Origin of the sequence: Bacillus sp. JJ783 (assembly GCF_036963225.1) — a bacterium.
In the GTDB taxonomy this organism is placed as follows: Bacteria; Bacillota; Bacilli; order Bacillales; family Bacillaceae_G; genus Bacillus_A; species Bacillus_A cereus_U.
Genome location: NZ_JBALMG010000051.1, coordinates 1 through 7,608, shown reverse-complemented (window position 1 = coordinate 7,608; position 7,608 = coordinate 1). Strand labels below are relative to the sequence as shown.

Here is a 7,608-nt window from a genome sequence, read left to right as displayed (position 1 = left end):
GGGGATGAACAAAACCCCCACTGATTAAAGTTTCACTTTATATTTGCCATGGCCAAGGGCCTTTGCTCCATTCCCATGGAGCGTTAGAATAACTGTTTCCAAACTGCTGAAGTGGTCCGTATCTTTCTTCAATTTTTTGTTTTAATACTCTTCGTTTATAAGAAAAATCGTTGAATTGATTTATAGCTGCAGTATCGTCGGGATGCGTATCTAAATAGAGAGTAAGTTCAACTAATACAAAGTCTAATTCTTGCAGCTCTTCAATCCATTTGTAATATTCATCAGGCAATGTTTGTGTCACGTTTTTATTCACCGTCCTTTTTTGTAAGGATTTTCATAATAATCATAAAAAGCAGGCCATAAAGTCCCTTTTCTTAAAGCTTCTTTTGGTGTGAATTGTGGTAAATTAGTTGGTTGGAAACCCATATATAAGTGCGGGGGAGTTGAGTAATATTTCTTTCCAATTGGAGGACAAGGGTCTTTGGGACTGTGGTAAGGTATGTAAGATTTCATGAATTTATCCATGTTACACTCCTCCTTTATAAATGAAATATTCATCACTACGTATTGTATTCGTACATAATTGTAAATTATGACTCATATAGAAAACTAATAGAGACAGGGGGAGTGCGGATGGGAAGTATTACAACATGTATTGTATTAGAATCTAAAAACTTAAAGGAAACATTATATTTTTATGAAGGAATTCTAGGATTTAAACCGAGCAAGGATAGACCACAATTACGTGTAACAGGTGTTTGGTATGATATTGGTTCAACGAGAATTTGTTTTGTGGTAAATCGGAATTTACGAGGGCGAGAGAAGGTTGCTAATTCTTCGTGTGAATTAATAACCTTTTCAATTCTTGATATGGAAAAAGTAAAGAGGAAATTACAGTTTTACAAAATATCTTTTGCGGAAGAACAGCATGCGGATGGGGTGGTAATTACTCTTTATGATCCAGATTGCTATAAGCTTCAAATTTCATCAGAGGCATGAGTAACCATAGGGGGGATAGCGTGGATAGAATGTATGAAGAAAGCGCACTGTTTGAACATAAATTTTGGCTCAAAGTTCTCGGGGATCATGCTCAGTTTTTACTAGATGCTTTAGCTCCACAGGAGAAAGAAGATATACAGAAAGCCACCTATTTTGTAGGGAAATTCACGAACTTTTTAAATGAAATTCATACTGTAAATTTTATTGCATTTTCAAAAGATGCAGAACAAGCTGCAGAGGAGATTCGAGCATTTAAATTAAATATTATACAAAAGCAATTGGAAGGTAAAATTGTAATTCATTTTACTCCGACTTTTATTAATCATATGGTAAATGAAGTGGAGGAATATATAACAGTATTAGAATACTTAGGGAGGGGAGAAGTCCCGCCCATTTTTCATGAACTACACTATCATCTCGCGTGGTTAACGGATGCAGCAGGGCATGCTGATTCTATTTCAGGCGGATTAGATGTTGTGGAAAAAAGATTGAAGGAGAAAAGTGATTTGTTCGCTAAACATTTTGAACAATTTTATTTAAAAGCAGTTGAAATGACAGGTTATTTACGGGCAGAACTGAAACATTTTCCAGCTTTGAAGAAGTTTACAAAAGACGTTTCACTAGAGCTAAAGTTATTCTCGCATTTCCTTCGAGAAGTAGAAGAATTAGAGTTGTCTGAGCAAATATTAAGTTCATTATCAGCCAGGATGGCGGATCATATGGCGAGGGAGGAGTGTTACTATTTATTGAAGTTAGCACAATCCTCAGGGTTAGAGATACCGAAATGTAATCCGCTTTAAAAATAGATTGTAGGGAAGAATAAGCAGACAAATTGTAACAGTGATAGAAGTATGTGAACAGGTTTCATTATGAAAAAAATATTGACAAGCCCCTCTTAATATCTTAATGTGATTGTATAAAATTGTGTATCTAAAGGGGAGTAACTTATTACAGTAAAGTCGTCATTACAGGGAGAAACCCTCGGCTTTATTGGCAACGTTTTGTTGTTAGTGAGACCTTTACCAGCAATGGTAAAGGCCCCTTATTGTCTTTTTTAGGACCCTTACCATATTTGGTAGGGTCCTTTTTGTATGCAAAGAGAGGAGCTAGAAAATGAAAAAACTTATTAGTAGATTAAGAGTTGTATTTCATGTCCGCCGTTTTGTTCCATTCCTATTTGACTTTTTTACTTCAAAAGAGGTTTCTATAAAGAAGAAAATTTTATCTATTGCTTTTTTAGTTGGGTATGTTGCGATGCCACTCGACTTCATTCCAGACTTCTTGCCGTTTATTGGTATTTTAGATGATATTGGAATTGTGTTATTCATTTTGAATCGAATCGTAAAGATGGCACCAGTTCAATTGCAAGAAAAGCATAATGTGAATATAGGATAGGGGGTTAAAAGTATGGAGCAAATTATTTTAGATATAATTGAGTATTTAAAGCAGTTTTCTTATTTTGGAGTTGTGTTAGCTTTAACTTTTGAGTTTATTCCAGCAGAGGTAGTTTTGCCGCTTGTTGGGTATTGGGTGTACGAGGGAGATATGAATTTTTGGCTTGCGGTGTTAGCCGGAACACTTGGTGGAACGACAGGACCATTAACGTTATATGCGCTCGGTTATTACGGCGGGCGCCCTGTATTGGTGAAATACGGTAAATATTTCTTCATTAAAGAAGAACAAATTCAAAAAGCAGATGATTTCTTTGAGAAATATGGACCGGTTGTAGCATTTGTTGGACGCTTCGTCCCGGGAGTTCGAACGCTTATTTCCATTCCATGTGGTATGGCGAAAATGAACATATGGAAATTTAGCATATATACATTTGTAGCAATGTTCCCGTTAACGACTTTGTATATTTATTTTGGAATGAAATTAGGTCCGCATTGGGAAAAAGCAGCGGGTGTTGTTGGACAATATATGTTACCTATATTAGTGGTCGTTCTTATTGTTGTAGGTAGTATCTTTATCTATAAATTTATGAAAAAACGAAACAAAACTGAATCTATTTAGTTTATTTTGCTATTTGCGGGCAGTAAGATTCCCACCTCAAAACTTAGCTGTAAGGCAAAGTTTTGAGGTGGGAGTTTTACTTTAAATTATGATGTGATTATTTTTGGAAATAGATGAATAGTACAGGCAAAAGACTCTGCAGGACATACACATATAGGGAATATAAAAGAAAGAGGGGAAACAACTATGTCTTGTGAATGCTCAGGATCAGCGTTAACTTGCTGTCCAGATAAAAATTATGTGCAAGATAAAGTGTGTAGTCCGTGGTCTGCTACTGTAGCTACAACAGCAATTGATAATGTTCTCTATACAAATAATATTAACCAAAATGTAATTGGTACTGGCTTTGTTAAATATGATGTTGGACCAGGCCCAATTACTGTAGAGGCACTTGATTCTGCTGGGGCTACAATTGATACACAAACATTAAACCCAGGAACGAGTATCGCGTTTACGTATCGCCGCTTTGATAGTATACAAGTTGTGTTACCTGCAACACCTGCTGGAACGTATCAGGGAGAATTTTGTATTACGACACGCTATTCACTTTCGTAGAAGAATAGGAGAGGGTTGAAATGGGAATGAGAAGTTCCAGTTTGTCTTGTTGTTCTAATAAAACACTTGTGCAAGATCAAGTATGTGCAGACTGGTCAATTACAGGTGCGGGTACTCAAATTGTATATACGAATAATCTTACACAAGAAATATACGGTTCAGGTTATGTAAAATATGATACAGGTGCGAATCCAATTACAGTGGATTTTTTAGTAGGTGCTACAGTAGTCGATACGATTACTGTACAACCGCAAAGTAGTGGTACTTTCACAGTGAGGCACTTTACTACTGTTCGAATTACACCGACGGGAACGACTGTTAATCAAGGAGAGTTTTGTATTACAGTACGTTACTCAATTTCATAACAAGGCATACCTTAAATGGTATGCTTTTTTGAATAGAGGGAGTAATGAAATATTTATTTTATAAGCAACATGTAAATTGGCAACAGTACTTGCCTTCTAAATATAGAGAAGGATTACTTTGTATATTAATAATACTGACGGATTGTAAATCCTTACCCATATAAGATATTGTATTACCAGGAAATACAGTGAAAATATTGGTTACTGCTCCGACGATTTGAATTGTAATTGCTTCGGTGCTGCTAGTACTATTGTAAACCGAGACAGTACCTGATATAAGTAGTATCCCATCACTTTGCCACAGTATCATCGATTGTGATGCATCTTTAGTAGAGAGAATGGTTTCATTAGTTATGAGGAAGTTCCCAGCAAATTCATTTGTTACTAGTTCACAATGGGGATTCGGAGGAGGGGATGGTGGACAAGGGTCTGGGCAAATGATAGATAAGGGAGCGAAACAGCCGATATTTTTTTTGTTTTTCAAACGAACCCCTCCTTTGCAAGTTTTTCTTTTACTATTATTAAATGTAAAAGCATGGCCGATGTGTTAAGAATGGCCGGAAAAATTAAAAATTATGATTGTCTAATAAGCTTAAAACCTTATATTAGTTTTTATTATATAGAAAAGATTATATGTAAAGGGACATTAGAAAAGAATGATTATACTCTTTTAGACAAAATGTGGTTGTTTACAATAATACAAGTAATGTTGGAGTTAATAATTAATTAACTGTATATTTACAAAAGTCTAATAAAATTAATTTATCATTCAAACGGAGTTAATATGTTTTCGTTACAATAACCCTTGTAATTAATCAATTATTATGAGGAGGATTTACGTGGAAAGAACTGCTTTAAGAAAAGTAAAAGGACTTATTGGATTATTAATGGTTTTTGTATTAGCATTCGTGTCATTTCCGTGGAGTACGTCGGTTAAAGCGGAAGAGAAAAAGCAAGAAAAGGCACCAAGTGAGAAGAAAATCGTTTTCCCAGTTGTAAGTGATGTGCATATTAAGAATAGTGGAACAGATGATACGTTTCGCTGGAAACGAGCGATTGAGCAATTTAATACGCTTGCACCAAAGCAAGATGCTTTTGTTATTGTAGGTGATTTCACAGATACAGGATCGCTGCAGCAATACGATCGTTTCATGCAAGTGTATAACGAAAATGCAAATAAAGATGCGGTACGAATGAATTCTCTAGGTAATCATGATTATTGGAACGGCTTATCTGTAGAGGGAGCACAGAAGCGTTTCTTAGAAAAGACAGGAATGGAATCGATTTATTATCATAAAGTGGTAAAAGGGTATCATTTCCTTGTTATGTCTCCAGAGGATGGGACAACACATGGCTATTATTCGGACAAGCAAATTAATTGGTTAAAAGAAGAAATGGCAAAGGCACAAAAAGATGATCCAGAAAAACCGATTTTTGTGTTTTTACATCAACATATTAAAGATACAGTGTACGGTAGCCAAGAATGGGGAACGAAAGATAGTGCAAAAATTAATGCGGTATTAAAAGAATACCCACAAGTAATTACGTTTTCAGGTCATTCACATTATCCGTTAGATGATCCGAGATCGATTCATCAAAAAGACTTTACGTCTGTTGGAACATCTTCTGTAAGCTATATGGAAGTTGAAGGCGGTAAAGTACAAGGGAATATCCCCCCAGGAGCTAGCACATTAAGTCAAGGTTTATTAGTAGAAGTAGATGATAAAGAAGTAACAATTAATCGCCGTGATTTCCATACAAATTCTTGGACAGGCGAGCCATGGAAAATTCAGTTGCCATCAAAGAAAGAAACATTTACGCATGTAGAAGATCGTGATAAAGAAAAGCCATCTTTTGCGAAAGATGCGAAATTGTCAGTATCAAATGTAACGGAAAATGCAGCAACAGTGACATTCCCACAAGCGGTGGACAACCTTCTTGTTCATTCTTATCGCGTACAAGCGAAGGATAAACAAACAGGTGAGATTAAAAATAAGTTATTAGCATTCTCAGAGTTTTATCGTGATCCAGTTCCAAAAGAACTTACATTTACACTTGCAGGATTAGATGGCGGGAAATCATATACACTTGAAGTAGTTGCGATTGATTCGTTTGGCAATGAAAGCGCGCAGCCGTTAACGGCTGAAATTACTACGAAAAAAGATAATATTGATCCGAATGTAAAAGTGCCAAAGGCAGACGTTTTTGATGTGAATTTCTTAGATGGTACATTTAAAGATAACTCACCGTTTGGAACAAAAGGTGATGTGAAAGGGAATGTATCTATTGAATATGATAAAGCGTTGAAAACAAATGTAATGAAATTAAATGGAAAAGCAAATACATTTGGGTATCTTCCATTTTCAGCAGCACAAAAAGAAAAAGTAGCAAATTCATTTACGTTAGAAACTGTATTTTCAATGAATGAAATTCGCGGACAAGGTATTTTGCAAAATACAGAGAGTGGTGGAATTGGTTTTGAGTCTACAGGAAGTGGCTATGTAGAATTATGGGCTCATATTGGCGGAAGCTATAAACGTGTTGGCGTTCAATTAGAAGCAAACAAAACGTATCATTTAACAGGAACGTATAACGGAAGTGAAGTAGCAATTTATGTAGATGGTAAAAAAGTAAATAGTCAGCCAGCTAGTGGGAAAGTGTATCATCCGAACGTGCCATTTGCACTTGGTGCAGATCCAGACAGCAACGGAAATGGTGGTATTCCGTTAAATGGACAAATTGCATTAGCAAAATTATATAGTAAAGCATTAAGTTCTTCAGAAGTAGTAGCAGCATATAACGAGTTTTCTAATCGTACAAAATTAGAGCAAGTAAATGCGTTATATGAAGAGATTGCGAAAGTGAAAGAAGTATTGGCAGGTACTTATGAATTTGGTGAAAAGCCAGGTCAATATTCACAAGAAGCTTTCAAAGAATTACAAAAAAACTATGACAATGCTAAGAAAGTGTTTGGGAATATGACAAGTACAGGTGAGCAATTTGTTCAAATGTATAATGAATTAAAAACAGCAAACCAAACATTCGTACAATCAAAAGTGGCAGAAGAACAGCCAAAAACACCGAAAGAAAAATTACAAGTGAATGTTGAATTTGCAAAAGCTTTAGTAAAGAAAGCGCAAGATGGAAATATAAAAGACGGTTCAGTTAAATCATTAAGTCAAAAAATCACTGTTGCAGAAGTTGTGTTAAAAGATAAAAATGTAAAAGATGAGTATGTTGAATCAATGAATCGTACGTTAGAGAATGCTATTTCACTGGTTGAAAAAAGTATCAACAAGTAAGGTATAAGAAAAAGAAGCTTATCATGATAGGCTTCTTTTTTGTTATACTAAAAGTAGTATAGAAAAAGGGAGCGAATAATTTGGAAGAGAAAAAGCTAAAAAGAATTCTTGAATATGTATGGATCGCCGTTGTGCTCCTTGTAGGATATTATTTATTAAAAGATAAAAGTATATGGGTTCTATTTTTAATGACATTTTTATTAGCGGGATTAGGAACGCTATTTATTAACTTTTTCTTTGATAGTGTAAACGCATGGAGAAAGAAAAAGAAAGAGGCGAAGTAAGGGGGAAGAAGTATACAAAAGTTGCAGGTTATGTACGAACTTGCATTGGTATATTTTTCCCGCTATTAACGGGCAGTAAGACTCCCACCT

The 7,608-nt window shown here is 35.4% G+C and carries 11 protein-coding genes; 8 read left to right on the top strand and 3 right to left on the bottom strand.

Translation table 11 applies throughout. The features are described 5' to 3' along the window. Window positions 1-37: 37 nt before the first annotated feature. Window positions 38-301, bottom strand: a complete 264-nt coding sequence (locus tag V7038_RS11135; RefSeq protein WP_000194952.1) for a spore coat protein CotJB — start codon at window positions 299-301, stop codon at window positions 38-40. Window positions 302-309: 8 nt separating this feature from the next. After that, a complete protein-coding gene (locus tag V7038_RS11130) occupies window positions 310-525 on the bottom strand; it encodes a spore coat associated protein CotJA (protein ID WP_002201665.1) in 216 nt (71 codons plus the stop codon). 108 nt (window positions 526-633) lie between these two features. On the opposite strand from V7038_RS11130, the gene V7038_RS11125 reads away from it, so the two are divergent. From V7038_RS11125 to V7038_RS11100, 6 genes are all read left to right on the top strand, one after another. Next, entirely contained in the window at window positions 634-999 is a 366-nt protein-coding gene (locus tag V7038_RS11125) for a VOC family protein (RefSeq protein ID WP_002203341.1), read from the top strand. 20 nt (window positions 1,000-1,019) lie between these two features. Further along, the gene (locus tag V7038_RS11120) at window positions 1,020-1,799 is read left to right on the top strand and encodes a DUF2935 domain-containing protein (protein WP_335470206.1); all 780 of its coding nucleotides are present in this window, start codon (window positions 1,020-1,022) and stop codon (window positions 1,797-1,799) included. A gap of 313 nt (window positions 1,800-2,112) precedes the next feature. Next, window positions 2,113-2,394 carry a YkvA family protein gene (locus V7038_RS11115; RefSeq protein WP_002159169.1) on the top strand — a complete coding sequence of 94 codons (282 nt, stop codon included), beginning with the start codon at window positions 2,113-2,115 and terminating at the stop codon, window positions 2,392-2,394. Window positions 2,395-2,406: 12 nt separating this feature from the next. Next, window positions 2,407-3,012, top strand: a complete 606-nt coding sequence (locus tag V7038_RS11110; RefSeq protein ID WP_002203339.1) for a DedA family protein — start codon at window positions 2,407-2,409, stop codon at window positions 3,010-3,012. A gap of 186 nt (window positions 3,013-3,198) precedes the next feature. Next, window positions 3,199-3,567: a DUF3992 domain-containing protein gene (locus V7038_RS11105; RefSeq protein ID WP_002203338.1), complete on the top strand. Its 369-nt coding sequence runs from the start codon at window positions 3,199-3,201 to the stop codon at window positions 3,565-3,567. Between the two features lie 20 nt (window positions 3,568-3,587). Next, on the top strand, window positions 3,588-3,932 hold the full coding sequence (locus tag V7038_RS11100; protein WP_335470202.1) for a DUF3992 domain-containing protein: 345 nt from the start codon (window positions 3,588-3,590) through the stop codon (window positions 3,930-3,932). A gap of 58 nt (window positions 3,933-3,990) precedes the next feature. Here V7038_RS11100 and V7038_RS11095 read toward each other — a convergent pair whose 3' ends face one another. Continuing rightward, complete coding sequence (locus V7038_RS11095; protein ID WP_335470200.1) at window positions 3,991-4,416, bottom strand: S-Ena type endospore appendage; 426 nt, start codon at window positions 4,414-4,416, stop codon at window positions 3,991-3,993. A 355-nt stretch (window positions 4,417-4,771) separates the two neighbouring features. Here V7038_RS11095 and V7038_RS11090 point away from each other — a divergent pair, with 355 nt between their 5' ends. Together V7038_RS11090 and V7038_RS11085 are read left to right on the top strand one after the other, a co-directional pair. Continuing rightward, window positions 4,772-7,234, top strand: coding sequence for an FN3 and LamG domain-containing metallophosphoesterase family protein (locus V7038_RS11090; protein WP_335470198.1), 2,463 nt, complete (start codon window positions 4,772-4,774; stop codon window positions 7,232-7,234). Between the two features lie 80 nt (window positions 7,235-7,314). Next, the gene (locus V7038_RS11085) at window positions 7,315-7,518 is read left to right on the top strand and encodes a hypothetical protein (protein ID WP_002201657.1); all 204 of its coding nucleotides are present in this window, start codon (window positions 7,315-7,317) and stop codon (window positions 7,516-7,518) included. Window positions 7,519-7,608 lie beyond the last annotated feature (90 nt).

Coding starts and splice junctions, on each gene's coding strand:
- V7038_RS11130 (WP_002201665.1), bottom strand. CDS start 525: ATGGATAAATTCATGAAATCTTACATACCTTACCACAGTCCCAAAGAC.
- V7038_RS11125 (WP_002203341.1), top strand. CDS start 634: ATGGGAAGTATTACAACATGTATTGTATTAGAATCTAAAAACTTAAAG.
- V7038_RS11115 (WP_002159169.1), top strand. CDS start 2,113: ATGAAAAAACTTATTAGTAGATTAAGAGTTGTATTTCATGTCCGCCGT.
- V7038_RS11110 (WP_002203339.1), top strand. CDS start 2,407: ATGGAGCAAATTATTTTAGATATAATTGAGTATTTAAAGCAGTTTTCT.
- V7038_RS11105 (WP_002203338.1), top strand. CDS start 3,199: ATGTCTTGTGAATGCTCAGGATCAGCGTTAACTTGCTGTCCAGATAAA.
- V7038_RS11100 (WP_335470202.1), top strand. CDS start 3,588: ATGGGAATGAGAAGTTCCAGTTTGTCTTGTTGTTCTAATAAAACACTT.